Annotated in this window: 23 protein-coding genes, 1 tRNA gene and 1 pseudogene; 10 read left to right on the plus strand and 15 right to left on the minus strand. The window is 63.2% G+C overall.

Features of this window, described 5'->3' with window-relative positions; all coding sequences use genetic code 11:
- Positions 1-64: 64 nt before the first annotated feature.
- Genes ACEQXE_RS06480 through ACEQXE_RS06490 form a run of 3 tightly spaced genes read right to left on the minus strand, consistent with a single transcriptional unit; the run spans position 65 to position 2,734 of the window.
- The gene (locus ACEQXE_RS06480; protein WP_370178126.1) at positions 65-1,408 is read right to left on the minus strand and encodes a tetratricopeptide repeat protein; all 1,344 of its coding nucleotides are present in this window, start codon (positions 1,406-1,408) and stop codon (positions 65-67) included.
- A gap of 4 nt (positions 1,409-1,412) precedes the next feature.
- The gene (locus ACEQXE_RS06485; RefSeq protein ID WP_370178127.1) at positions 1,413-2,009 is read right to left on the minus strand and encodes a hypothetical protein; all 597 of its coding nucleotides are present in this window, start codon (positions 2,007-2,009) and stop codon (positions 1,413-1,415) included.
- Positions 2,010-2,020: 11 nt separating this feature from the next.
- On the minus strand, positions 2,021-2,734 hold the full coding sequence (locus tag ACEQXE_RS06490) for an AAA family ATPase (protein WP_370178128.1): 714 nt from the start codon (positions 2,732-2,734) through the stop codon (positions 2,021-2,023).
- A gap of 276 nt (positions 2,735-3,010) precedes the next feature.
- On the opposite strand from ACEQXE_RS06490, the gene ACEQXE_RS06495 reads away from it, so the two are divergent.
- From ACEQXE_RS06495 to bfr, 4 genes are all read left to right on the plus strand, one after another.
- Entirely contained in the window at positions 3,011-4,228 is a 1,218-nt protein-coding gene (locus ACEQXE_RS06495) for an SPOR domain-containing protein (protein WP_370178129.1), read from the plus strand.
- Positions 4,229-4,330: 102 nt separating this feature from the next.
- Positions 4,331-5,674 (plus strand): DUF418 domain-containing protein, encoded by a 1,344-nt coding sequence (locus tag ACEQXE_RS06500; protein WP_370178130.1) that lies wholly within the window; start codon positions 4,331-4,333, stop codon positions 5,672-5,674.
- Positions 5,675-5,770: 96 nt separating this feature from the next.
- Positions 5,771-5,959: a bacterioferritin-associated ferredoxin gene (locus ACEQXE_RS06505; RefSeq protein ID WP_370178131.1), complete on the plus strand. Its 189-nt coding sequence runs from the start codon at positions 5,771-5,773 to the stop codon at positions 5,957-5,959.
- Positions 5,960-6,099: 140 nt separating this feature from the next.
- Positions 6,100-6,597 carry a bacterioferritin gene (bfr, locus tag ACEQXE_RS06510; RefSeq protein WP_370178132.1) on the plus strand — a complete coding sequence of 166 codons (498 nt, stop codon included), beginning with the start codon at positions 6,100-6,102 and terminating at the stop codon, positions 6,595-6,597.
- Between the two features lie 19 nt (positions 6,598-6,616).
- Here the strand turns inward: bfr and ACEQXE_RS06515 are convergent, their stop codons facing one another.
- Positions 6,617-7,123 (minus strand): DUF2721 domain-containing protein, encoded by a 507-nt coding sequence (locus ACEQXE_RS06515; RefSeq protein WP_370178133.1) that lies wholly within the window; start codon positions 7,121-7,123, stop codon positions 6,617-6,619.
- Positions 7,123-8,511, minus strand: coding sequence for a ribosome biogenesis GTPase Der (gene der / locus ACEQXE_RS06520; RefSeq protein WP_370178134.1), 1,389 nt, complete (start codon positions 8,509-8,511; stop codon positions 7,123-7,125). Before der ends, ACEQXE_RS06515 begins: the two co-directional genes overlap by 1 nt.
- A gap of 150 nt (positions 8,512-8,661) precedes the next feature.
- Here der and ACEQXE_RS06525 point away from each other — a divergent pair, with 150 nt between their 5' ends.
- Positions 8,662-9,480, plus strand: coding sequence for a CHAP domain-containing protein (locus tag ACEQXE_RS06525; protein WP_370178135.1), 819 nt, complete (start codon positions 8,662-8,664; stop codon positions 9,478-9,480).
- 6 nt (positions 9,481-9,486) lie between these two features.
- On the opposite strand, the gene ACEQXE_RS06530 is transcribed toward ACEQXE_RS06525, so the two are convergent.
- On the minus strand, positions 9,487-9,819 hold the full coding sequence (locus ACEQXE_RS06530) for a DUF3297 family protein (RefSeq protein WP_370178136.1): 333 nt from the start codon (positions 9,817-9,819) through the stop codon (positions 9,487-9,489).
- Positions 9,820-9,880: 61 nt separating this feature from the next.
- The gene (locus tag ACEQXE_RS06535; protein WP_370178137.1) at positions 9,881-10,108 is read right to left on the minus strand and encodes a hypothetical protein; all 228 of its coding nucleotides are present in this window, start codon (positions 10,106-10,108) and stop codon (positions 9,881-9,883) included.
- Positions 10,109-10,294: 186 nt separating this feature from the next.
- On the opposite strand from ACEQXE_RS06535, the gene ACEQXE_RS06540 reads away from it, so the two are divergent.
- Together ACEQXE_RS06540 and tig are read left to right on the plus strand one after the other, a co-directional pair.
- A tRNA-Leu gene (locus ACEQXE_RS06540) sits at positions 10,295-10,379 on the plus strand.
- A gap of 59 nt (positions 10,380-10,438) precedes the next feature.
- Entirely contained in the window at positions 10,439-12,049 is a 1,611-nt protein-coding gene (gene tig, locus ACEQXE_RS06545) for a trigger factor (protein WP_370178138.1), read from the plus strand.
- An 80-nt stretch (positions 12,050-12,129) separates the two neighbouring features.
- Here tig and ACEQXE_RS06550 read toward each other — a convergent pair whose 3' ends face one another.
- The 3 genes from ACEQXE_RS06550 to ACEQXE_RS06560 form a co-directional block, all read right to left on the minus strand.
- Complete coding sequence (locus ACEQXE_RS06550) at positions 12,130-13,719, minus strand: amidase (RefSeq protein WP_370178139.1); 1,590 nt, start codon at positions 13,717-13,719, stop codon at positions 12,130-12,132.
- 65 nt (positions 13,720-13,784) lie between these two features.
- Complete coding sequence (locus tag ACEQXE_RS06555) at positions 13,785-15,893, minus strand: TonB-dependent receptor plug domain-containing protein (protein ID WP_370178140.1); 2,109 nt, start codon at positions 15,891-15,893, stop codon at positions 13,785-13,787.
- A 244-nt stretch (positions 15,894-16,137) separates the two neighbouring features.
- Positions 16,138-16,755 carry an ATP-dependent Clp protease proteolytic subunit gene (locus tag ACEQXE_RS06560; RefSeq protein ID WP_372524231.1) on the minus strand — a complete coding sequence of 206 codons (618 nt, stop codon included), beginning with the start codon at positions 16,753-16,755 and terminating at the stop codon, positions 16,138-16,140.
- 171 nt (positions 16,756-16,926) lie between these two features.
- Between ACEQXE_RS06560 and ACEQXE_RS06565 the strand changes: the two genes are divergently transcribed.
- Both ACEQXE_RS06565 and clpX read left to right on the plus strand, forming a co-directional pair.
- A complete protein-coding gene (locus ACEQXE_RS06565; RefSeq protein WP_370178142.1) occupies positions 16,927-17,613 on the plus strand; it encodes an ATP-dependent Clp protease proteolytic subunit in 687 nt (228 codons plus the stop codon).
- Positions 17,614-17,813: 200 nt separating this feature from the next.
- Entirely contained in the window at positions 17,814-19,088 is a 1,275-nt protein-coding gene (clpX, locus tag ACEQXE_RS06570) for an ATP-dependent Clp protease ATP-binding subunit ClpX (protein ID WP_370178143.1), read from the plus strand.
- 664 nt (positions 19,089-19,752) lie between these two features.
- Here clpX and ACEQXE_RS06575 read toward each other — a convergent pair.
- The 3 genes from ACEQXE_RS06575 to ACEQXE_RS06585 are packed head-to-tail and all read right to left on the minus strand — an operon-like array spanning position 19,753 to position 21,787.
- On the minus strand, positions 19,753-20,697 hold the full coding sequence (locus tag ACEQXE_RS06575) for a cation diffusion facilitator family transporter (RefSeq protein ID WP_370178144.1): 945 nt from the start codon (positions 20,695-20,697) through the stop codon (positions 19,753-19,755).
- Complete coding sequence (gene mtgA, locus ACEQXE_RS06580) at positions 20,690-21,361, minus strand: monofunctional biosynthetic peptidoglycan transglycosylase (RefSeq protein WP_370178145.1); 672 nt, start codon at positions 21,359-21,361, stop codon at positions 20,690-20,692. The genes ACEQXE_RS06575 and mtgA overlap by 8 nt, the downstream gene beginning before the upstream one ends.
- A 36-nt stretch (positions 21,362-21,397) precedes the next feature.
- Entirely contained in the window at positions 21,398-21,787 is a 390-nt protein-coding gene (locus ACEQXE_RS06585; RefSeq protein WP_370178146.1) for a winged helix-turn-helix transcriptional regulator, read from the minus strand.
- Between the two features lie 100 nt (positions 21,788-21,887).
- Between ACEQXE_RS06585 and ACEQXE_RS06590 the strand changes: the two genes are divergently transcribed.
- Complete coding sequence (locus ACEQXE_RS06590; RefSeq protein WP_370178147.1) at positions 21,888-22,631, plus strand: SDR family oxidoreductase; 744 nt, start codon at positions 21,888-21,890, stop codon at positions 22,629-22,631.
- A gap of 72 nt (positions 22,632-22,703) precedes the next feature.
- Here the strand turns inward: ACEQXE_RS06590 and rpoH are convergent, their stop codons facing one another.
- A complete protein-coding gene (rpoH, locus tag ACEQXE_RS06595; RefSeq protein ID WP_370178148.1) occupies positions 22,704-23,609 on the minus strand; it encodes an RNA polymerase sigma factor RpoH in 906 nt (301 codons plus the stop codon).
- Between the two features lie 122 nt (positions 23,610-23,731).
- Positions 23,732-23,983 (minus strand): annotated as a pseudogene (locus ACEQXE_RS06600) (RluA family pseudouridine synthase); the annotation flags it as partial.
- Between the last annotated feature and the right edge of the window lie 99 nt (positions 23,984-24,082).

Genomic DNA, 24,082 nt, shown 5'->3' on the forward strand with positions numbered 1-24,082 from the left:
AACACAGCGCGCCGTTCGCGGTTCGACAGGCTCACCACCAACGGTCCGAGAAGGAGGTGCCTGTCTATCGGCAGGCGACGCGACGCCCGGAGTCGAGCGTTCCGGGCAGCGGCCTGCTTTCTTCCCATGCAATGCAGCCCTGGCCCTTGGCCTTCACCGCAGAGCATACTGCGCGTGCGCTGGACGCGGCGAGATTGCCTGCCGACAGGCGATAATAGATCCGGCCATTCACATTTGCACGCGTGATAACCTGCTCGCGGTTCGCGATCTGCGGGAAGCGCTTGGTGAAAATATCCCATCCGCGCTTGGCTTCGGCTTCGCTGCCATAGCTGGCGAGCTGCACAAGGTGCGAGCCGCCGGCGAGATCGCTCGATTGTTCGCGTGCTGGCGCGGCGGGCTTGGGCTTGGACGTCGGAGTCGAAGCTGCGGCGGTTGTGGCCCTGGCAGGCAGCGGCTGCACTACGGGATTGCTGATCACGCGCGCGGCGACCGTTGTGCTTTCCCCGCCGAAAGCGGTTCCGAAATCGGTCAGCGATGGCGTGTTCGTCGGGCGTGCGGCGGTCGGCTTTTCAAGCGGCTTGAGCTCGCGCGTGGCATCGCTCGCGGCGAGCAGATCGACCGGCGGGAGTTCGCCCGTGCGCGGTGCACCATCGCCCTGCGGGTCGGCTGCAGCCAGCATCGGGCTGGAAACAGGGGTGGCACCCAGCGCCAGTTGCGCGGGCATGCCGCTATCGGCCTGGACATCGACCCCCAGCAGCGCGGCAACGCGCGCGGCATGGTCTTCGGGGCGGGCGACACTCGCCCATTGCGAGATCCGCTGGTCGAGCTGGTCGGGCGCAACGTCTTCGGCTGCAAGGATCCGCGCCGTGGCCCACTGGCCGCCCAGCGCGTGCGCATACGCGAGGTTCTGCCGCATGGTCGGCGTGTTCTCACCCCCGCGCAGCGCGTTCGAAAGCACCTGCGCGCCCATTTCCGGATTACCCGCGAGCGCATAGGCTAGTCCGACGTCGGACGCGGACATCGCGTCGCGCCATTCGTCGAGCGTCTCGATGGCAGCGCGGTTATCGCCCACGGCGATCGAGGCAAGCACGAAGCCGAGCGCGGTGCGCGGGCTCACATCGCCCAGCACCAGTGCATCGTCGAAAGCATGCTGGGCCGACACGAAGCGACCCGATGCAAGGTAGGAATTGCCGAGTTCGGCCTTGGCCGCCGCATCGTTCGGTGCGGCGAGCGCGGCCTGCTCGGCCAGCGTGACCGCCTTGTCGGTCTTGCCCGCGCTGCGTGCCTTGGCGGCATCGGAGACCGAAGCGGTCTGCGAGCCTCCGAAGGGGCTGGCGCATCCGGCAAGCGAGAATGTTGCCAGGGCGGTGGCCGACCAAAGGGCACGGGTGAGATTCTGGCGGATCATCGGATCATCCTTCCTGTTGGGGTCGCGATTGTACGCGCGCGACCAGCGCGTCGAGTTCGGGAATTTCGGCGAACATGGCGTCCACCGCGTCGGTAACGATGGCCTGCGCGCTACGCCCGGCGAGCGTCGCGGCCATGCGCAGCTTGAGATGGCGATCTGCGTCGAGGCGCAGGGTGAAGGCCGAACGTCGACCCACGGGCTTGCGCTCTTGCGGTTCGTTGCTCTGCTTCTGGCGCGAGTTAGATAGTGTCAGGGCGGGGCGGGGCAGGCGCGGGGCGCCCTTGCGGATCGGGGTCACCTTCGCTTCCGCTTCCTCGCTCGCCGTGCTTTGCGCATGCTCGGTCAGCGGCGCGAAATCGGTATCTGCCGGCGCCTCGTCGATATCGTTGGCGTGGCTGGCTGGGGTGGCCGGGTGATGATCGGTCTCGGCTGTGTCGCCCAGATCGTTCCAGCCCAGATCCTCGAGCGCGTTCTCGCGGGCGCTTGGCTGGTGCGCGCGCGCACCCGCTACCGCCAGCGACTGGCGACGCATGGCGGGCTTGGCACCACCTTTCCGCGCGAGCAGGGTCGGCGACAGCGAAGCGAAGGACATCTCGCTCATGCGGGCGGCGCCTACTGTGCGATCCGGCGGCCGAAGCCGCCCTGGCGCGGGGCATGCGGCATGTGGACCGCTGCGCCCGGAGCAGAGAAAACGGTGCGACGGAAGTTCTTTTCCAGCCGGTCGGCGACATAGTTCCACAACGCGGCGACCTCTGCCGAAGATCGACAGTCCGGGTCGATCTCCATTACGGTCCGCCCGTCGATCATCGAGGCAGCGAAATCGGTTCGGTGGTGCAGGGTGACGGGTGCCACCGTGCCATGCTGGCTGAGTGCCACGGCTGCCTCGGATGTGATCCGTGCCTTGGGCGTCGCCCCGTTCACCACAAAGACCAGCGGCTTGCCCGAGCGTTCGCAAATATCGACCGTGGCGCCCACGGCGCGCAGATCGTGCGGGCTGGGCCGCGTGGGCACGACCACGAGCTCGGCAACCGAAATCACCGACTGGATTGCCATGGTAATCGCGGGCGGCGTATCGATCACCGCGAGCTTGAAGCCCTGCGCGCGCAATGTGTTCAGGTCATGGGCCAGCCGCGCGACCGTGGTCTGCGCAAAGGCTGGGTAGTCCGCCTCGCGCTCGTTCCACCAGTCGGCGAGCGAGCCTTGCGGATCGATGTCGATCAGCACGACCGGCCCCGCGCCTGCGCGCTGCGCCTGCACAGAGAGATGGCCAGACAGCGTGGTCTTGCCCGAACCGCCTTTTTGCGAAGCCAATGCCAATACTCGCACCGGGCCTGTCCCCCCTGTTTACGTAACCGATCTATTTTCGGGCGCATAATGGGCCCGATGCAGGGCAATGCTTCGCAGGTTACCCTTTATTTTGGGTTAAACGCTTTTCACGAAACGCCGGTTTGCGGGGGATGGGGCGCCTCAATCCCGTCACGAAACGGGGCGTTAATAATGCAAGGCGTGGCGCTGTGGGCACCCTGGTGGTAATTACGCGTTAACCAAGGCGCGTTAGCGCGAAGCATGTATTATTGCGTTAGGCCACAGACGGGACTCTGAATGACCAACCGAAACGGGCGCACCTACAGCCTCAAACTGATCCTTGCAGGCTCACTGATGGCGATGCCGGCCGTGGCTCTGGCCGACGTCAATGCAGGCGTCGCCGCGTGGGAAAACGGCGATTACGCCGCTGCGGTTGCCGAATGGCGTGGCCCGGCAGGTGCAGGCGATGCCGACGCGCAGTTCAACCTTGGCCAGGCCTATCGCCTGGGTCGCGGGGTCGAACAGAATACCCGGCAGGCAGAAGTCTATTACGCCAAGGCTTCGGCACAGGGCCATGTGAAGGCGGCAGATAACCTGGGCCTGTTGCTGTTCCAGAACGGCCAGCAGCAGAATGCCATGCCCTACGTGCTCGATGCGGCGAGCCGTGGCGATCCGCGCGCGCAGTATCTGCTGGGGATCGCGCATTTCAACGGCGACCTGGTCGAGCGTGACTGGGTCCGCGCCTATGCGCTGCTGACGATGGCCAATTCCGCCGGACTGCCGCAGGCGACCAGCGCGGTGCAGCAGATGGACCAGCATATCCCGCTGGCGCAGCGCCAGCAGGCGCAGGCGCTGGTGCCGCAGATGAAGCGCGATGCAGATGCGCGCCGTGCCACCCGCCTTGCTGCGGTGGACCTCGGCACCCGCCCGAGTGCACCCGCGCAGCCGATTACCGATGCTGGTCGCAGCCCGGCTCCGGCCGGAGCCCTGGCGACGACGCGCGCCGCGCGCTTGCCCAATCCAGTCGTTGAAACACGTGTTCCGCCCTCTGTCACTGCGGCGCAATCCGCGATTGCCGAAGCGAGCCGGGTGACCGGCACGGAGAGCCCCGCCGATGCGGGCGTAACTTTCGCCCGGCGCAGCACTCCCGCCGCCGAGCCGGGCCGGGTCGAGGCCCAGCCGACCACGCCCGTGGCTGTGCGGGTTGCAACGCCTCCGCCGGCAGAACCGCGTGTTGCCGCACGTACCGAACCACGCCCCGCTCCTGCTACGCCGACCCGCGCACAGGGAGGGCCCTGGAAGGTCCAGTTGGGCGCATTTGCGGTCGACGGAAATGCAGAACGGCTGTGGGCGAAGCTTTCGGGCAGGGCAGAGCTTGCCGGGGCGACCCGCATGCTCGAACCCTCTGGCCGGGTGACCAAGCTGCTGGCGGGCGGCTTTGCCAGCCGTTCGGCGGCGCAGGATGCCTGCAACGCACTCAAGCGCAGCGGGCAGGAGTGCATCGTCACTCGCTGACGGCTCTGCTGGCAGTTTCATCGACAGCGGTTTGTCGCTTGTCGAAGGCATTTCCCCTCCGTGCGAGCCGGTGATAGGTTCGCGTGAAAGGGGGATCGTACCATGACGGATTCGACCGCGTCGGCCACGCCCGACCAGGAAATCAACACTGATACTTCGACGGGAAAGGCTAGCCCGATCTCGGCCACCGGAGCTTCGCGGCTGCTGAGCCTCGATTTCACGCGCGGGATCGCGGTGATGGGGATCCTTGCTGCAAACATCGTCGCATTCGGTCAGCCGATGATCGCATACATGTGGCCTGACGGCTTCATGGTGCCGCATGGCGAGACCTCCGACTGGTTGTGGTTCGCGCAATTCGTGCTGATCGACGGCAAGATGCGCGGCCTGTTCACTCTTCTGTTCGGCGCCGGCATGATCCTGTTCCTCGACAAGGCGTGGGAGCGCGGGCAGGGGCGCGGGCTTCAGTTCCGACGCCTGCTTTGGCTGCTGCTGTTCGGGCTCATCCATTTCTTCTTCATCTGGAAGGGCGATATCCTGACGCTCTATGCGATCTGCGGCATCATCTGCCTGCTGTTCGTGAAGTGGAAACGCGGCACGCAGCTGGGTGTCGGGATCACCTTCTTCTATGTCGGTGCGGTCCTGTACAGCGCGATGGCAGGTTATATTTTCTGGGCGCTCAAAATGGGTGGGCTCGATGCAATGGCGAGCGAGAGCGGCATGTCGCCAGAGCAGGTCGAGGCCACGCGGGAGGGCCTGGTCGCGATGAAATCCCAGCAGGCCGACATGGCCGCGGTCGAAACTCCGCTGATCCAGGCGGGCGACTATTTCGGCTGGGTGCATCTCAATCTGACGGAACATTGGGCCGAGCCCCTGAGCGGGTTCATGATCTTCGGGTTCGAAACCATCCCGCTGATGCTGATCGGCATGGCGCTGTATCGGTTCGGCCTGTTCGATGGGCGTATCAGCGCCAAAAAGCAGGCCATCTGGGGCATCATCGGGGTGCTTGTCGGCATCGCGGGTTCCGCCGCGATAGGCCTGTGGACCATGGGGCAGAATCTCGATTTCTACGCGACCTTCATGAGCATCTGGGGCACGAGCAGCTTCGTTCAGCTTCCCTATGTGGTCGGTCTTGCCGCGCTTCTGGCGCTGATCGGACCACGGGCAACGGGCTGGCTTGGCGCGCGCATCAGCGCAGCGGGCCGTATGGCGTTCTCAAACTACTTGGGCACCTCGATCCTGATGCTGTTCGTCTTCCATGGTTGGGCGCTGGGCCTCTATGGCGAGCTGAACCGTCCACAGCTTTACGGCGTCGTGGCGGGGGCATGGATCGTCATGCTGCTTTGGTCCAAGGCCTGGCTCTCGACCTTCCGGTTCGGGCCGCTGGAATGGCTGTGGCGCTGCCTGACCTACGGCAAGCTGTTCCCGATCAGGCATAAGCCCGACTGAAGCCAAGCAGGGGAAATCATAAATCACCCCTTGTTTTTGATAAATAGTCGCATTAACAATCCTCCTGCGAGCCGTTCGCAGGAGGATTCGCCGCACATGTATGTCTGCATCTGCAATGCCATCAGCGAAAGCGAGCTGCGCCGCGCGGCACGGCATTGCGCGGGCGATGCAGAGGCATGCTACGCGATGTTGGGCAAGACCCCGAATTGCGGTTCCTGCCTGTGCGAGGCGGATGATATCGTATTCGAAGAACGCGAACTGGGCCTCACTTCCGCTGCGGCCTAAACGCATTCGCAACTAGACCGCGTGATTGAGACGCGCTCGCAAAACCGCAGATTTCTGCGGGTTTTCTTGTATTGACCCCTTGCGATCCTGCCAGCTTGCGCGCATGTCGAGCGCAAGAAGCACGCACAGGAGCATACGCCATGAAGGGCGATCCCAAGGTCATCGACTATCTCAACCAGGCGCTCACCAACGAGCTGACCGCGATCAACCAGTACTGGCTGCACTATCGCGTGCTCGCCGACTGGGGGGTGACGAAGCTCGCCGAATACGAGCGGCACGAATCGATCGACGAGATGAAGCATGCGGACTGGCTGGCCGAGCGGATCCTGTTTCTCGGCGGGCTTCCGAACTTCCAGGCGATCCACAAGCTGAAGGTGGGCGAGACGGTCGAGGAAATCCTGAAGGCCGATCTCGCGGTGGAGATGGAAGCGGTTCCGCAGCTGAAAGAAGCAGCGAAATACTGCCAGGAAGTGCAGGACTACACTTCCGGCCAGCTGTTCGAGACCATCCTGGCGAGCGAGGAGGATCACGTCGACTTCCTCGAAAACCAGTTCGACATGATCGAGCGGATGGGCTTGCAGAACTACGTGCAGCTGCAGAGCCATCCGGCGGGTGAGGGTGAGACCGGCGCTGCGTAGCAAGCCGGTGAGGGCTTCCTTAGGGCGCCTTCCTGTGCGCGCCGCCGCTGGAATGGCTCCGGGTGGCGGGCCCCTTGGCTGCGATCATCGTCTCGCGGAAAAAGAACGACAGGCCGGTAATCAATAGCGCCATGGTCGCAACCCACAGCACCGCGATGAAGGTGCCGACCTTCAGGCTGATATAGGCGGAGACGAACAGCGCCGCGATCAGTACGCTGATCAGGCCTGCCGCAGCGGTGGAGAACATTACTGCGCGCTGTGCGATCCCGCGGCGGCGGACCAGCCAATCCAGCTCGTCCTCGCACGGTTCTTCGGGCCGGTCCTCGAATCGTGCTTCCAGCCGTTCGATGCGATTGGCGACCCAGGTCAGCCGCGCCATCATCACGTTCATGATCGATCCGATCGCGACCAGCAGGAATGCAGGCGCGAGGCTGAACTGCAGCATCTGCAACACACGCGGCGTGCTTGACGTCTTCTCGATCAGGTCGAGCGCAGCCTGCGGAGCATGGACGAGGAGGAAATCCATCAGTCGCCCTCCGCGAAGGGATTCCTAGACGATTTGAGCACGACCCGCACGGGCACTGCATCGAATCCCAGTTCACGCCGGATGCCGTTGACGAGGTAGCGCTCATAAGACGTCGGCAACTGGTCCAGCCGCGTCCCGAACACCACGAAGCGCGGCGGGCGGGTGCCTGCCTGCGTGATGTAGCGCAGTTTTATCCGGCGCCCGCCGGGGGCAGGGGGCGGGTTGGCCTCCAGCGCGGCATCGAACCAGCGGTTGAGCGCTGAGGTCGAGACACGACGGCTCCACGTCTCGCGCAGCTTGAACGCGGCGGCGATCATCTGGTCGAGACCCTTGCCGGTCTTGGCGCTCACCGCGATCACGGGCAGGCCGCGCACCTGCGCCAGCCCTTCGTCGAGCGCAAACTTGATACCGTTGTACAACTTGCTCGGTTCGGCTGCGACGTCCCATTTGTTGATTGCAATCATCAGCGCGCGCCCTTCCTCGATCGCGAGGGAGGCGATCTTCAGGTCCTGGTGTTCCAGCCCCTGTGTCGCATCGAGCAGCAGCACCACGACTTCCGCGAAAGCGACCGCGCGGCGCGCATCTGCGACGGAGAGCTTTTCCAACTTCTCCACCACGTTGCGCTTCTTGCGCATGCCGGCGGTGTCGATCAGGCGAACCTCGCGCATCTCACCGCTTTCGGGGTCGGTCCATTCCCAGTCGATCGCAATCGAATCGCGGGTGATACCCGCCTCCGGCCCGGTCAGCAGGCGGTCCTCGTCCAGCAGGCGATTGATAAGCGTGGATTTGCCCGCATTAGGGCGCCCGACGATGGCCAGCTTCAGCGGCCCGGTGGGCACGCCATCCTCGTCCTCGCCATCTTCCTCGGCCTCGGCCTCGTCCGCTTCGGACTTCTCGCCGATGATCGGCCACAGGGCTTCAAAGAGGTCCGCCGTGCCTTCGCCATGCTCGGCGGAAACGGGCACAGGATCGCCCAGGCCGAGCGAATAGACTTCCAGGATGCCGGCCTCGCCGCTGCGTCCCTCGGCCTTGTTGGCAACCAGCACGACCGGCACCGAAGATCCGCGCAACCAGTTGCCGATTTCGCTATCGAGCGGGGTCAGGCCTGCGCGCGCATCGACCACGAACAGCACCGCGTCGGCATCGGCAATGCTCACCTCGGTCTGCATCCGCATGCGACCGGGCAGGGTGGACGGGTCTTCATCCTCCCAACCCGCCGTGTCGACAATGGTGAAGCGCATCCCCGCCAGGGTCACATCGCCAAAGCGGCGATCGCGCGTGACACCGGGCTGGTCGTCGACCAGCGCCAGCTTCTTGCCCACCAGCCGGTTGAACAAGGTGGATTTGCCCACGTTGGGGCGACCGATAATGATGACGCGCGGCAGCATAACGGGTGCGCAAGTGGCGTTTCAGAGCGTGCTTGGCAAGCAGATGCGCCAGTCGCGATACGCTGAGTATGGTAGAAATACCATGGTAAGCCCCACATTAACCAGACTTGCGAGGGCTAATGAAAGGGGCAACCGGCAAAAACTTGCCGCATGACCCCCACCCCCAAACTCCCCCTCACCACCCTGGCCTTCATCACTGCCAGCCTAGCAATTCCGGGACACTTGGGCGCGCAAGCGCCTGTATACCCGGTGGCGAACGCAGCAGTGACCGGCCAGGAATTGCCGCCTTACCTGCAATGCGTGCCTTACGCCCGCGAGGTATCGGGCATCGACATTTATGGCGATGCACATACCTGGTGGGATCAGGCCGCCGGGCGGTTCGAGCGGGGCAACGTTCCGCGCGTCGGTGCCGTCATGGCCTTCGTCCCCCACCGCAATATGCGGTTAGGCCATGTCGCCGCCGTCGCGCGGATCATCGATTCGCGTACCGTGCTGCTCGATCATGCAAATTGGTCTCCGATCAACGGGCGCCGCGGGCAGATCGAACGCGGGGTGAAGGCGATCGACGTGTCGCCTGCCAATGACTGGAGCGAGGTACGCGTCTGGTATGACCCGCTGCAGGGCCTCGGCAAGACCGCGTGGCCGGTGAACGGGTTCATCTATCCCGACGGCAATGCAAAGGCGCGTCCGCGCCAGCAGTTCGCGCAGGCAAGGCCGCAGCCTGTCCGTCCGCAGCCGACCCGGGAAGAGCCGTCGCGTGCCTTCCTGGCGGCTTTCAGCGGGGCCCCAGAGCCTCGCGTCGCTCGCGTGGCGTCTTCCCCCGCGCCACGCGTAGCGCCCCAGTCCCAGCCGCAGCAGCAGCAGCAGCGCATCGCCTATGCGAGGGCACAGCCCTTGCCTCCGAAGCGGGCTGCGACGCAGCGGCGCAGCGGCGATATCGCCGCGCGCGCCGTGGCTTTGTACGATTAGGCGGGTTTAGTCTTCGAGGCGGGCGACGGGTGCATCCTCGCCCAGATCCTCGAACCATGCCTCGACCGGGCCGTTGAGCTTGAGCGTGAGCGGCTGGCCCTTGCGGTCCATCGTCCGGCCCGCCTGCACGCGCACCCAGCCTTCGGTGATCGAGTATTCCTCGATGTCGTGGCGCTGGCGGCCCTTGAAGCGGATGCCGACGCCGCGCTGGAGCACGCTTTGGTCGAAATGCTTGCTGCGCGGATTCACCGACAGATGCATCGGCGGCACGTCTGCGGCGCCGCCATTAGCCTTGCCAGCTGTCTCTTCGGGGGTGTTCTCGGGGGTCTCGTCGGTCATGCGGCAGGCCGATAGAGGGGGCACATTGCTCTGGCAATATGCCTGAAGGCCATGACCCCGATCAATCGGGGGTCAGGCTGGACCTGTAGAGCGAGAATCGGCGCGAGCTCGTGGCGCGCAGACCAGCGTCGGAGCGCTCACGCTCGATTTCGCTCGTCCACGAACTGCGTTCGAGTAGCGGATTGCCGCCCGGCCCGTCCTTTTCCAGCTCTTTCGAAGACAGCCTGCCGTTCGCTGGATTGACCGGTGGAGCCATCAGTTTTCCCAGTATGCCTGCGCGTTTCGACATGTCGACCCATCCAAAATTGACATTTTTATTACGTTGTGACCGATATATGTCACCAAAGTGTAACAATCAAGTTTTGCGTGGATGCAAGCCGGCTTCCGAGGGGTGCTTGCCCTTTCGCGCCAGAGGCTCTAGACGCGCCGGTCTGTCGTGGATGGTACCCACCATTCGCGCGACCTCGTTCGGATTGCGGGCGTGGCGGAATTGGTAGACGCGCTGGTTTTAGGTACCAGTATCGCAAGATGTGGGGGTTCGAGTCCCTTCGCCCGCACCAAGCTCCGGCCTCGTTTGCAATCAGCAACCCCAGTCGGAAAGCACGTAAAGACCACCAGCATGCAAATCACCGAGACCACCAACGAAGGCCTCAAGCGCGCCTATCATATTTCGATTCCCGCCAGCGAGATCGACGAGAAGATCAAGGCCGAGGTGAAGCGCATTGCGCCGCAGGTTCGCATGCCGGGGTTCCGCCCGGGCAAGGTGCCCGCCAACCTCGTGCGCAAGATGCACGGCGAGCAGCTGCATGCCCAGGTGGTCAACGACACGATCAAGGCATCGGTCGACGGGCTGGTGAAGGACAAGGCGCTTCGTCCCGCAATGGAGCCCGCGATCGAGCTTGGCGAAGGCTACGAAGAGGGCAAGGACGCCGAGATCGACGTCACGCTGGAAGTGCTGCCGGAAATCGATGCGCCGAGCACTGACGGGATCGAGCTGGAACGCATGATGGTCCCGGTGTCCGACGAGGAGATCGAGGAAACGCTGCAGCGCATCGCGGAAGGCAACAAGACCTACAAGGACGCCGCCAAGACCAAGAAGGCTGCCGATGGCGACCAGGTCGTGATCGACTTCGTCGGTTCCATCAAGGGCACCGAGTTTGCAGGCGGCAAGGGCGAAGACACCCCGCTGGTGCTTGGCTCGGGCACCTTCATTCCCGGCTTCGAAGACCAGCTGGTCGGCGTGAAGACGGGCGACGAGAAGGTCGTGAAGGTGACCTTCCCCGACGATTACCAGGCTGAAGACCTGAAGGGCCAGGAAGCGGAATTCGCGGTCACCGTGAAGGCGGTGAAGACCCCGCAGGACAGCAAGATCGACGATGAGTTCGCCAAGACGCTCGGCCTCGAAAGCGAGGAAAAGCTGCGCGAGCTGGTGAAGGCGCAGATGGAGCAGGAAACGGCTGGCCTCACGCGCACGCAGATGAAGCGCCAGCTGCTCGATACGCTGGCAGCCGGTCACGATTTTGCCGTGCCCGAGCGCATGGTCGACGCCGAATTCGAACAAATCTGGGAACAGCTGCGGCAGGAAGCGGCGCGCGAGGAAGACCCGGAAGCTGCGCTGAAGGAAATCGAGAGCGAGCGTGACGACTATCGTCGCATCGCCGAACGCCGTGTGCGGCTGGGCCTGTTGCTGTCCGAAATCGGGCAGGCGAACAATGTCCAGATCACGAGCCAAGAAATGTCGATGCTGATGCAGCAGGCGGCACAGCAATACCGCGCGGAAGACCGTGAACGGTTCATGCAGTTCATCCAGAACGATCCGATGGCTGCTGCACAGCTGCGCGCTCCGCTGTACGAAGACAAGGTGGTCGACTTCCTGTTCGGCAAGGCCGAAATCACCGACCGCGAAGTGACTCGCGAAGAGCTGGAAGCGGCGATTGAAGCCGAAGAGAGCACCGAAGCGGAAGTCGCCAAGGCGAAGAAGGCTCCGGCCAAGAAGGCCGCTGCCAAGAAGGCCCCGGCGAAAAAGCCCGCGGCCAAGAAAGCTGCACCAAAGAAGGCGGATTCAGCCAAGGCCGACGACAAGCCTGCGGCCAAGAAGGCCCCGGCGAAGAAGGCTCCGGCAGCGAAGGCCGCCGACAAGGCCGATGCGAAGCCTGCCGCGAAGAAGGCCCCGGCCAAGAAGCCGGCTGCCAAAAAGCCTGCGGCCAAGAAGGCTCCGGCCAAGAAGTAAGCCGACACGGCCGCGTCAGCCATAATCGGCTGCGCATTGAAACACTTGCGGGCGGGGCGGCTGGCCTGGGGAGCTTTCCCCTAGTCGGTCGCCCCGCTTGGCATTCCGGCTTGCGGGTTCCACGGCTTGAAGTCCGGGGTGGGAATCGCTGCCGTGCGCGCACGTTCGTAAGCGGCGCCTGCTTTCAGCACTTCCCAGTCCTGCCACTTCCCGCCGATGATGGAGAGCCCGACCGGCAGGTCCTCGATCCCGCCCATCGGCACCGTCAGGTGCGGGTAGCCGCCGATCGCAGCCGGACTGCCAATGCCGATACTGCTATTGTAATTGTCGCCGTTGACGAGGTCGGTCGTCCACGCCGGACCGCGGGTGGGGGCGACGAGGAACTGCACATCGTTCTCGGCAAGCAGCCGGTCGATCACCGTGTCGCGCGCGAGGAATAGAGCCTTTTCCTTTGCTTTCGCATAGATCGCTTGGTCGGTCGTCCCTTCGGCCATTTCGAAGATATCCTGGCCAAACCAGCGCATCTCGGTCTCGGCATTGGCCTCGTTGAAGGCGATCAGGTCCGCCAGGCTGCGTGGAGTGGCTTCCTCGCCCTGCGCCACCGGCGGGATCGAACGCAGGTATTTGCCCATCTCCTCGCGCAGTTCGAACAGCAGCACGGCGAAGCTTGCCTCGCCCATGCCTTCGGGCATGGCGAATCCGATGTCGACCAGCTCGGCGCCAGCCGATTGCAGATCCGCCAAGGCAGTCTCGAATACCTCGGCGAGATCGGCGCGGTCGCCGACCTGACGCCGCATCACGCCAATCTTCACGCCTTCAAGTGAGGCGTTCTCCAGCCCTTCGGTGAAATCGCGCTTGTGGCTGTCGGCTTGCGCGGTCGCCGGGTCCGCAGGGTCGCTGCCCGCCATCGCGCCCAGCAACAGGGCGGCATCGTGCACACTCATTGCCATCGGGCCTGCGGTGTCCTGCGTGCTGGAAATCGGGACGACATGCGTACGACTGACCATCCCGACCGTGGGCTTGAACCCGACGACACCGTTGATCGACGCAGGGCAGGTGATCGACCCATTGGTTTCGGTGCCGATGGCCGCCCATGCAAACCCGGCGGCGACCGCGGCGCCGCTGCCCGATGACGATCCACACGTATTGCGGTCGATGGCGTGCGGATTGCGCGTCAGCCCGCCCACTGCGCTCCACCCGCTGGACGAATTGAAGTCCCGGATATTGGCCCATTCGGAAAGGTTGGTCTTTCCCAGCACCACGCCGCCCGCTTCGCGCAGGTTGGCGATCAGGGGCGCGTCGCGGCGGGTCATGTTGCCCGCCAAAGCCAGCGAACCGGCGGTGGTCGGCAAGTCGCGGGTCTCGATATTGTCCTTCACCAGCACCGTGCGCCCGTCCAGTGGCAACCGGGCGATGGCGGCATAGGCAGCATCGCACAACGCCTCGGGATTGATCGAGATGACCGCGTTGAGCCCATCTTCGCCTTGATCGAGACTCTCTATCCGCTCCAGTTGCTGACGCGCATCACGCTCAGCTGGGACCGATACGGCGGGCAGCGGGCAATTGCCCTCAAGCGCCATCTTTGCAGAATATGACTGCCGATCTTGCGCGAAGGCTGGAGTTTCGGCGAGGGCGAGCGCCAGAGCGGCGAGCGAGATGCATGCTTTCATAGGGCGCGAACCTGCGTCAGGTCCGCGCCCCCGTCAATTGCCCTGAAGGGAAGAGCAATCGCGCGTTAGAAATTGCCCCTGACCGTCAGGCGGATAATCTGGGAAACATTGGTCTTCTGCTCTTCTCTGAACAGCAGTGGAGACCGATCACGCAGCCCGGTGTAGATGAACCGCTCTCCATAAGCCTTGCCCGCATTGGTGAAGTTGAAGACGTTCAGGCCGACATTGAGGCCCAGCACGTCCTTGTTCTCGACGAACAGGAACTGGTAGATCGGGCCTTCCCAGCTGCGGCCCGTTTCGAACAGGCGAACGTAAGGCTCGTTCAGGCCGATATTGATGCCGGTGCCCAGTGCCCAGTTGCTGTCGGGAATGTCCCACCGCAGGCTCGACTCGTTGCGGTAATACCGCTGCCCGCTGAAAGGGCGATCCTCGCCCGTCAGCGGATCGGTGAGCGATGTCGCTTCATAGGCGCTGCTTGTGGTCAGCTTCGCACCCTTCCAGCCGATCGGGTCCAGATTGACCGTCGCGTTGAACGCGATGCCCAGAAGGCGTGCCTGCCCGTCGATATTGCCCGGCGATTCGCCGCCTGGAACGGGCACGATATCGATATAGTCGTCGATCAGCCGCGCGTAGGTGCGCAGTGTGCCCGAACCCCATTCACCGAATTGCTTCTTGAGCTCCAGATCGGCTTCCCACGCCTGCTGGGGCACAAGCGCAATATTGCCGGCGTTATTATTGTTATCGTCGAGATCGACGGTCGCGAGGAACTGCCCGAAGGATAGCTGGCCCACCGTACGGGCAAGCTTGAACGAAAGATCGAAACCCGGTTCGATCGTCCAGGCGAGATTGGCCGAGCCCTTGGGGCGCCAGAATTCGCGTGTCGCACCGCCCGTGCCGGTCTGCGACAGGCGCGAGAATTCGTACCCGCCGCCGATCTGCAAGGTCACCCCTTCGCCCAGCGAGCGATTATGCGTCAGGATGGCTTCGTACCGATCCTCGGTCACGCCGCCCGATCCGCCGGGGAAGGGGACGCGATCGAACACCCGCTCCTCCGGCGGAATGTTGTTCCCGTCGGTTGCCGGCGGAACCAGCGTCCCGACTTCGGCATACCGGTCGAGGCGGTTGAACGCGGCCTCGCCATCGAGCTGCCAGTTGCCGCCCAGCATATCCCACCGATATTCGGCGCGGGCGATCCGTTCACCCGAAATGCCGTCGGTAAAGAACAGGCTGCCGACATCGGGGCGCCCATCGTCGTAGATGGAAACCGAGGTCGCAGGACCTTCGCTTTGCGTGAAGCGCTCGATCCCGATCAGCTTGAGGCGACCCGGCCCCATCTTGAAATCGATATCGGCGTTGATGTTATAGCTATAGCCGTCGTCCTGGTTCAGGAAATCGCGGAAATAGGAAACGCCGCCCACGGGGTGCCGGTATTCGTCGCTGTTGAACTTGGTGAAATCCCACCCGTAATCGGCGTTGAAATTGGCAACGAGGCTGCCTGGCCCATCCCATTTGACGCCGCCGCGAATGCGCGGGAATTCGCCCTTGAACCACAGCAGGGTATCGCGGGTTTCGAGCAGGTTGTCGTTCGCATCGTAGATACGCACGCCATCGACGCCGCCAGCGCCGCCGCGCCCGACACCGTGTTGGAAGGCAGCGTTCCATTCGAAATTGCCCGAGGTGCCGTTGACCGCGATTTCGCCGCCGCCCCAGCTTGGCCGGGCGTAATCGGGCCGGACGATCGCATCGTAGCGGAAGCGCCCGCTGATCGCGCCGGATTTGACGATGACGTTGGCAACCTGGCCGGACAGGCCGGGAATGCCGAAGCTGGCGCCATCGACGATTTCGATCCGCTCAACCCGGGATGCGGACGTGCGCGATAGCTGGCTGACCGCGCTGTCGGACTTGCTGGCGACGCGCTCTCCGTTGATCAGGACGTTTTCGTTCGCCTGTCCTAGGCCGCGCCCCTGGTCCTGCTGGCTGATCTGGAAGCCGGGCACCTGGTTGAGCATTTCGAGCGCGTTGGTCGGTTTGAAGCGCGCGAAATCCTCGGGCGTATAGACCGCCCGGTCTGTCCCATCCGGCTCGACGACCTCGGTGGCCTCGGGCGGAGGATTGTCGCCGCTGTCATCCTGCGCCAGCGCGACGTGCGACGTGGTGGTTGCCAGAATTGCCATCAGGCTGACGCGTGCGAAATTGCGACCGAGTGTACGAATAATCCCTCTCCCTCAACGCCCCCGCTGTGTCGGGAGCTGGACGTGGGAGGGTTGGAATTACACGTGTAATCGACGAAAGGACCCGTCTGCCCGACCAGCGGCGAGTCGCGTTGTGGCGCGCAACTCATCCACCGTTCAGCTTCGAAATCAGGGCGTTGAAAGCGAAGGTTCGACGACCCGTGCAGATCGCCGCGCTTTCAACCGCTTAACCGAAAGTCACGTCCTTTGCGCTGTCGATCACCGTGCCGAGGATGCCGTATTCCTTCGCTTCGTCGGTGCTCATCCAGAAATCGCGGTCGATATCCTTCAGCACCTTCTCGTGCGACTGGCCGGTCGCATCGGCGATTTTCTTCGCGATGCGTTCGCGCATCTTGACGATTTCCTGCGCCTGGATCGCAATGTCGCTCGCCGGGCCGCGTGCACCGCCCGAGGGCTGGTGGATCAGGAAGCGCGTGTTGGGCAGGCAGAAGCGGCGCTCCGCAGGCACGCTCAGGAAGATATGCGTCGCGATGCTGGCCACCCAGCCGGTGCCGATCATCGCGACGGGCGAGGCGATGTAGCTGATCAGGTCGTGGATCGTATCGCCCGATTCCACATGGCCGCCCGGCGAGTTGACGATCACCTTGATCGGTTCGTTGCTGACATGATCGAGGTAGAGCAGCTGCATCGAAACACGCTCGGCCAGCTTCTGGTCGACCCCGCCGAAGATCAGCACGGTGCGCGCGTCGAGGAACTTGTTCATCATCGCCGCACCGGCATTGGAGATGTCCTTCTCCTTTTCTTCCTCATCGTCGGCGCGGAAGGGGAGTGGGCTGTTAGACATCGTCATAATCGTCAGGCTCCTTCGGTGCGCCGCCAGCGTGAATTCGCCGCGACACATTGTCTGGAGGCACAACTGGCGCGGGGAAGCTTTCCATTCAAGTCTTGATGATATGGCAACGACACCAGATATAGGCGCCGACGAGAGACGCCTGTCGCAATTTAGGGACCATTCATGCAATTCGACGAATCCGGCTACTTCCGCGATCCCGCCACCGGCGCCCTGGTGCCCGTGGTGGTCGAACAGACCAGCCGCGGAGAGCGCAGCTTCGATATTTTCAGCCGCCTGCTGCGCGAACGGATCGTGTTCATCACCGGCCCGGTCGAAGATGGCATGGCGAGCCTTGCAGTCGCGCAGCTGCTGTTCCTCGAATCCGAGAACCCGTCCAAGCCGATCAGCATGTACATTAACTCGCCCGGTGGCGTGGTGACGGCGGGCATGGCGATCCACGATACCATGCAGTACATCCAGCCGCGTATTTCCACGGTTTGCGTCGGTCAGGCGGCGTCGATGGGCAGCTTCCTGCTGGCCGCGGGCGAGCCGGGCATGCGCATCGCACTGCCCAATGCACGGATCATGGTCCACCAGCCTTCGGGCGGCGCACAGGGCATGGCGTCGGACATCGAGATCCAGGCACGCGAGATCCTGCGCATTCGTAAGAACATGAACGAGCTGTACGCCAAATATACAGGCCAGCCGCTCGAGAAGATCGAGGAGGCGATGGATCGCGACACCTTCCTCGATGCGGCCGAAGCGATGAAGTTCGGCATCGTGGACAAGGTGTTCGAAACCCGTCCGCAAAACGACGGTACGGGCGATTCGTCGGGCGAAGCGGAAGGTTCGGGCGGCGCGCCTGCCTGATCCGGCACCGCGAACCCGTGGCCAGTGCGCCACAGGTTGCTGAAATTCCGGTGCTAAATGCACGCGCGGAACTTTCCGGGGGCCATTTTCAGGCCTTCGCAAGGGTCTTCGTGCATGATCGGCATCGGTTGCATTGCCGCGCGCGAAAGTTACATTCGAAAGGTTCTCCGCACGTGCGGGGATTCGAGGATTAGAAGGTTATGAGCAAATTGAGCGGAACGGATAGCAAGAGCACGCTGTACTGCAGTTTCTGCGGCAAATCCCAGCACGAGGTGCGCAAGCTGATCGCCGGACCGACCGTGTTTATCTGCGACGAATGCGTCGAGCTGTGCAACGACATCATTCGCGAGGAAACCAAGGCGGGCCTGCCGGGTCGCAAGGAAGGCGAAGTGCCTTCGCCTTCGGAAATCTGCGCCACGCTCAATGATTACGTGATCGGGCAGGACCGTGCGAAGCGCGTGCTCTCGGTCGCCGTGCACAACCACTACAAGCGCCTGAAGCACGCCGGGAAACAGGGCGATGTGGAACTGGCGAAGTCCAACATCCTGCTCGTCGGGCCGACCGGCTCGGGCAAGACGCTGCTGGCGCAGACGCTGGCGCGCACCTTCGACGTGCCGTTCACGATGGCCGATGCGACCACGCTGACCGAAGCGGGTTATGTCGGTGAAGACGTAGAGAACATCATCCTCAAGCTGCTGCAGGCGTCCGACTACAACGTCGAGAAAGCCCAGCACGGGATCGTCTATATCGACGAGATCGACAAGATCACGCGCAAGGCGGAAAATCCCAGCATCACGCGCGACGTGTCGGGCGAGGGCGTGCAGCAGGCGCTGCTCAAGCTGATGGAAGGCACCACCGCCTCCGTCCCGCCGCAGGGTGGCCGCAAGCACCCGCAGCAGGAATTCCTGCAGGTCGACACCACGAACATCCTGTTCATTTGCGGTGGCGCCTTTGCGGGCCTCGACAAGATCATCGCCGACCGCCTGCAGAAGCGCAGCATCGGTTTCGGTGCGCATGTTGCCGACCCGGACAAACGCCGCGTGGGCGAGCTGCTGGAAAAGAGCGAACCGGAAGACCTGCTCAAGTTCGGCCTCATCCCCGAATTCGTCGGCCGCCTTCCGGTCATCGCGTCGCTGCACGATCTCGACGAAGATGCGCTGGTCACGATTCTGCAGGAACCGAAGAACGCCATCGTCAAGCAGTATGCCAAGCTGTTCGAGCTGGAAGGCGTGGACCTGACGTTCAACGACGATGCCCTGAAGGCGATCGCCGAGCGTGCGATCAAGCGCAAGACCGGCGCCCGCGGCCTGCGCTCGATCGTGGAAGGCTTGCTGCTGGATACGATGTACGATCTGCCCGATCTCGACGATGTCAATGAAGTGGTGATCGACAAGGACGTGGTGGAAGGTCGCAAGGACCCGATCCGCGTGTTCAACGGCGAGGGCGGCAAGCGCGCCGGAGCCGACGCGGCGTGATCTAAGCTAGGCTGGCAGCGCTATCTTCGGCCTGGATAGAGCGAGCAGGGAACTCGATAGTGGTTTCCTGCCTGTCATCGTTAAGATCCTCTACCTGGCCGCTATCCTTGGCGTGTTCCTATTCGGCGTGTTCAGCGTACGGCCCCAGTCTCAGGCGGAGTCGGCGCTAGAGAACAGCGAGGTGTTTGGTTGCTATTCCGCGCCCGGACAGGATTCGATCCTTTTGAATGCATCCGGCCTTTCGGTGGCTGCGCAGCAATTCGGTCCGATCGATTATCGGGTTCTGCCGGGAAGGTTGGATTACGATTTCAGTGTGCCGTCGTGCCCCAAGGTATTGTCAAGCGAGGGTAAATTGCACTTTGCTCCGGCCGAGCGAGGCGGGATATGCTGGTTTGATTTGTATAACACGGCAGGCGGCGAGTTTGCTCTTGAAATGAGCGACCTCGGGGTGGGTGGCTTTCGGATTCTGGGGCCCTACGGCTTTGTCAGGTACACGAGAAATCCGGCGTCATATTGCAGCATTGAATAAAGCCCCGCCCGGTGAAAGGGTTGGCCGAGCCGTGCCATCATGCGGCGCATATGCTTGGTTCGGAGCTGAAATCTAGCGTCGCCGCAAGGGGCTTCGTCTATCAGTTTACAGAGATATGCTGTCGGCTACGCCAATTCAGCACCCACTCTCGCAATCGCGCGTCTGCTCGATCTGCAGCGTCACGTGGCCGATATGGTAATCGTGCTCCAGACGCTGCGCGATGTGGGCGAGGAAAGCGTCGCCCGGATGCCCTTCCGGCATCACAAGGTGCGCGGTCAGCGCGGTTTCGGTGGTCGACATGGGCCAGATATGCAGGTCGTGCACTTCGCTCACGCCGGGTTCGCTCCGCAGGCTTTCGCGCACAGCCGCCTCGTCGATCCCTGCGGGTACGCACAGCAGGCCCAGCTTCAGGCTGTCGCGCGTAAGACCCCAGGTGCCCCAGGCGATCACCGCGAGGATCAGCAGGCTGGTGAGCGGGTCGAGCCAGATCGCGCCGGTCAGCAGGATCGCCGCGCCTGCGATGACCACCCCGACCGAGACCAGCGCGTCCGCCGCCATATGCAGGAATGCGCCACGGATATTCAAGTCGTCCTTGCTCCCGCGCATGAACATCAGCGCAGTGGCGGTGTTGATGACGATGCCAATGCCTGCGACCCAGATCATCGTCCAGCCTTCCGGCTCCACCGGATCGATCATGCGATGGATCGTCTCGAAGAAGATCGCGCCGATCGCGATGAGTAGCAGGGCTGCGTTGGCGAGCGCGGCGAGGATGGTCGAGCTTTTCAAGCCGTAGGTGAAGCCGGGCGAGGCAGGGCGCTTGGCGGCAATGCTGGCGCCCCAGGCGATCAGCAGCGCCAGCACGTCCGACAGGTTGTGCCCCGCATCGGCGACCAGCGCCATCGAGCCCGAGAGGAAGCCGAAGGTTGCCTCGACGATAACGAAGGCAGTGTTCAGCACGACGCCGATGGCAAAGGCCTTACCGAAATCGGCAGGCGCATGGCTGTGGCCATGTCCGCCGTGGGAATGCCCATGCCCGTGAGCATGGTTATGCCCGTGGCCGTGATGCGCGTGGCTACTCATAGACACAGGCGTCTAGCCCTTCGCGGGCCATCGTGCCAACCGCCCTTGCCATCCGGTCGCCGTGGCGGCGCAGCCAGCCTTGCGGGTTCTTGACCTCGCGCTTCTTGGGGCTGGGGAGGGCGACTGCCATCCGCGCAGCCTGCGTCGGCGTGAGTCGTGCGGCGGAATGCCCGAAATAGCGCAGCGAGCCTGCTTCCGCCCCGTAGGTTCCGATCCCGGTCTCCGCGACATTGAGATAGACTTCCATGATCCGCCGCTTGGTCCACAGGTTCTCGATCAGCACGGTGAACCATGCCTCCAGCCCCTTGCGGAAGAAGCTGCCGCCTTGCCACAGGAACACGTTCTTGGCGGTCTGCTGGCTGATGGTTGAGCCGCCGCGCTGCCTCTTGCCCTTCATGTTGTCGCGCATCGCGGCCTGCATGGCCGCATAATCGAACCCGTTATGCTCGCAGAAGTTTTGGTCTTCGGCGGCGATCACCGCGCGCACCAGGCTGCGGTCGATATCGTCGAGGCTGCGCCATTCCTTCGCATAGCCGTTCTCGTCCATCATCATTGTCATGGTGACGGGGACGGGCGCGAAACGCCAGAATATCGTGAGGAACAGGCTCAGCCCGATAAATGTCGCGACAAGCGCGGTCAGGATCTGGAGGGCGCGGTAGAGCATCGAAGGCGATCTAGACAGTGCAGCGGCCGGGAACAATCACTTGCGCGCCTGTCTGCGATCATAGTGCGCGCGAGCCTGTTCGATTTGGACGATATTGCGCTCCGCCCACTGCCACACACCACAAAAGGCTTCCGCCAGATCGCGCCCCATGTCGGTCAGCGAATATTCCACCCTGGGCGGCACCTCGGGGTAGGCGGTCCGCACGACCAGTCCCTCCCGCTCCATCTGCCTGAGGGTCTGGGTTAGCATCTTCTGGCTGATGCCGGGGAGGGTGCGGCCCAGCTCGCTGAACCTCCGCGTGCCGCCTTCCTCCAGCGATTCGATGATCAGCAAGGTCCACTTGTCAGCCACGCGACCAATGGTTTCGTTGACCAGTTCATCGACCGACGGGTCATCATGATAGCTTGTATGTGGCGCGTTTCCCATATCTCACCAATCGGTAAGTACCGCACGAAAAGGTGCCTACTTTCGTTTAGAGAGTAAAGGACTAGATGAGCCAGCATTCCAGTTCAAGAAAGGAAGCATCATGAAACCATTGGGAAACACGATCCTCGTCACCGGCGGCGGCAGCGGCATCGGCCGCGAACTCGCGCGACGCTGGCACGACATGGGCAACACCGTGATCGTTGCGGGGCGGACGCTCGACTCGCTTGAGGAAACGACGGACGGGCGCGAGAACCTGCACGCCATGCCGCTCGACGTGGGCGATGCGGCGGATATCGCACGCTTCGCGCAAGACGTGGTTGCAAGCCATCCTGACCTCAACGTGCTGGTCAATAATGCCGGGATCATGCGGTATGAGGACATAACGGGGCCGCGCGACCTCGCCGATGCCGCAGCGACGATCGAAACGAACCTGCTGGGCCCGATCCGGCTGACCGATGCGTTGGTCGCGCATCTCAAGACGAGAGACGATGCGGCGATCATCAACGTCACCTCGGGCCTCGCCTTCGTGCCGATGCCCAAGGCGGCGACCTATTCGGCCACCAAGGCAGCGATTCACAGCTACACCGTGTCGCTGCGCGCAAAGCTGGAAGGGCAGGTCGAGGTGATCGAGATCGCGCCGCCGGCGGTGCAGACCGAACTTACGCCCGGTCAGTCGACCCGTGAAGGCTACATGCCGCTCGATGCGTTCATCGACGAGACGATGGCGGGGTTCGCGAAGGACGAGACACCGGCGGAGGTCCTGACGCAGAATGTGCTATTCCTGCGCAATGCAGAGGCGGAGGGCCGGTTCGATGCGGCGCTGGACATGACCAGACAATTTTAGGCCCGGATACAGGAAGGGGCGCAACCCGCGAAGGTTGCGCCCCCATTCCTTGCGCGAAATGCCTGCGTGGCGCTAAGCCGCCGCCGGCATCAGCTTTTCGCCTGCGATCCGCTGCATCGCCTTCTGCAGCTTCTCGAACGCGCGCACTTCGATCTGGCGGATGCGCTCGCGCGAGACGTCGTAGACCTTGCTCAGCTCTTCGAGCGTCTGCGGATCTTCGGTCAGCCGGCGTTCGGTCAGGATGTGCTTCTCGCGGTCGTTGAGCGAATCCATCGCCTCGACCAGCATCTCGTGGCGCACATGCGCCTCCTGCGCGTCGGCGGTGGTCTCGTCCTGCAAGGGGCGATCGTCGGTCAGCCAGTCCTGCCACTGGCTCGCGCCTTCCTCGTCGCCGCGCATCGACACGTTGAGCGAGCTGTCGCCGCCCATCAGCATCCGCCGGTTCATGTTGATCACTTCCTGCTCGGGCACGCCGAGATCGGTCGCGATCTTCTTCACATCGTCGGGATGCAGGTCCGTATCCTCGTACGCGTCGAGGTTCTTCTTCATCCGGCGCAGGTTGAAGAACAGCTTCTTCTGCGCAGCGGTGGTGCCCATTTTCACGAGGCTCCACGAGCGCAGGATATATTCCTGGATGCTCGCTTTGATCCACCACATTGCATAGGTCGCGAGGCGGAAGCCGCGATCGGCTTCGAACTTCTTGACGCCCTGCATCAGGCCGACATTGCCTTCGGAAATAAGGTCGCTCACCGGCAGGCCATAACCGCGATAGCCCATCGCGATCTTGGCCACGAGCCGCAGGTGGCTCGACACGAGCTGTGCCGCGGCCTCCGGGTCCTCATGTTCTTCGTAGCGCTTGGCGAGCATGTATTCCTGCTCTGCCGTCAGCACGGGGAATTTCTTGATTTCGGACAAATAGCGGTTGAGGCTCTGCTCTCCGCCAAGGGCCGGTATGGCTACTGCCTTGCTTTTACTCACGTGTTCCCTAACCTTTCTTGGTCGACCACCTGCCCGGACCCCTGCTGGGCATCCGGAAGCGCTGGGCCACCGGGTACGATATAGGTCAATTCGCTCGCGATTTCGAGCGGTGTTCATCGATTTCAACGAGCAATTTCGTCGATCAGTTCCACCATGTCCCGTGGCAGGTCAGCCTGAAAATCGACCCGTCCACCGGTTGCCGGGTGAACGAAGCCGAGGCTGGCTGCGTGAAGTGCCTGCCGCTTGAAGCCCAGCTTTTCGAGGATCGGCCGCAAGGCCTTGGGATCGCGTCCATATTGTGGGTCTCCCAATAGCGGATGACCTATTGACGCGCAGTGAACGCGGACCTGGTGCGTGCGGCCGGTTTCCAGTTGCATGGGAGGCGTCGGTCACCGCGTGCAGCGAGGTCGCGGCCTCGGGCACGATGCCGTTCGCGTCGTTGTAGCCGGCGACGAGCGCCTCGGTCGACGGCC

This window comes from Alteriqipengyuania sp. (assembly GCF_964222115.1).
In the GTDB taxonomy this organism is placed as follows: Bacteria; Pseudomonadota; Alphaproteobacteria; order Sphingomonadales; family Sphingomonadaceae; genus Alteriqipengyuania.